Origin of the sequence: Dictyoglomus sp. (assembly GCA_025060475.1) — a bacterium.
GTDB lineage: Bacteria > Dictyoglomota > Dictyoglomia > Dictyoglomales > Dictyoglomaceae > NZ13-RE01.
In genome coordinates, this window is sequence record JANXBZ010000049.1 from 1 (window position 1) to 743 (window position 743).

The 743-nt window shown below is 28.1% G+C and carries 4 protein-coding genes; all 4 read left to right on the top strand.

Going from position 1 to position 743, the window contains the following annotated elements:
• Positions 1-47: 47 nt before the first annotated feature.
• Genes NZ841_08470 through NZ841_08485 form a run of 4 tightly spaced genes read left to right on the top strand, consistent with a single transcriptional unit; the run spans position 48 to position 697 of the window.
• Positions 48-215 carry a hypothetical protein gene (locus NZ841_08470; GenBank protein MCS7202793.1) on the top strand — a complete coding sequence of 56 codons (168 nt, stop codon included), beginning with the start codon at positions 48-50 and terminating at the stop codon, positions 213-215.
• Entirely contained in the window at positions 205-366 is a 162-nt protein-coding gene (locus tag NZ841_08475) for a hypothetical protein (GenBank protein ID MCS7202794.1), read from the top strand. The genes NZ841_08470 and NZ841_08475 overlap by 11 nt, the downstream gene beginning before the upstream one ends.
• A 12-nt stretch (positions 367-378) precedes the next feature.
• On the top strand, positions 379-543 hold the full coding sequence (locus NZ841_08480; GenBank protein MCS7202795.1) for a hypothetical protein: 165 nt from the start codon (positions 379-381) through the stop codon (positions 541-543).
• Position 544: 1 nt separating this feature from the next.
• On the top strand, positions 545-697 hold the full coding sequence (locus NZ841_08485; GenBank protein MCS7202796.1) for a hypothetical protein: 153 nt from the start codon (positions 545-547) through the stop codon (positions 695-697).
• The last annotated feature ends 46 nt before the right edge of the window (positions 698-743 follow it).

The window sequence follows — 743 nt, forward strand, 5'->3', positions numbered from 1 at the left end:
ATTGAAAATATTAAAGTAGAGATTAATAACATAAGGAGTTTATTCAAATGAATTTAAAAGAATTTTTCATGAAAAATAAAGATTACATTATTAACTTTACAATTGGAATTTTAATGCTTCTTGTAATTTATCTTTTGTATTTATTGTTTTTTAAAAAAATCAATAATATTCTCGAAAATAAAGAGAAAGAAGGGGTAAAATCTAATGAAACGTGATTTTATTGAAATCTTAACATTAATTTTTGGCGTTGCTGTTTTAAGCTTAATTCTTGCAAGAGCTACTGAATTCAGAACTGTCGTAAAAGCTGGAGCAAGCGCTACTACAGATATTCTTAGAACCTTATTACTATATGATTATAAAAAATAAGGGGGTGAAATAATGAAAGATGTATTAGAGATATTGACATTGATTTTTGGCATTGCTGTTTTAAGCTTAATTCTTGCAAGAGCTACTGAATTCAGAACTGTCGTAGAAGCTGGAGCAGGCGCTACTAAAGATATTCTTAGAACCTTATTACTATATGATTATAAGAAAGGAGGATAATATGGCAACAAGAATAGAAAGGAAAAAAAGATTTTACAATGAAGTATCACTGACAGGAACTGAATTGTCAAAACTTCAAAACTTTAAAAATCTTCTTTTCTTTAACTTTATAAGTGGATATCCTTCTCCAAGCACCAAGTACACGGGCAATTAAAGGAGGATTAATATGAAAGAATTATTACTTAATCCAAGGAGATTTG

Bases quoted from the DNA above. Each gene is read 5' to 3' on its own strand.
- NZ841_08470 (MCS7202793.1), top strand. From the start codon at position 48: ATGAATTTAAAAGAATTTTTCATGAAAAATAAAGATTACATTATTAAC.
- NZ841_08475 (MCS7202794.1), top strand. From the start codon at position 205: ATGAAACGTGATTTTATTGAAATCTTAACATTAATTTTTGGCGTTGCT.
- NZ841_08480 (MCS7202795.1), top strand. From the start codon at position 379: ATGAAAGATGTATTAGAGATATTGACATTGATTTTTGGCATTGCTGTT.
- NZ841_08485 (MCS7202796.1), top strand. From the start codon at position 545: ATGGCAACAAGAATAGAAAGGAAAAAAAGATTTTACAATGAAGTATCA.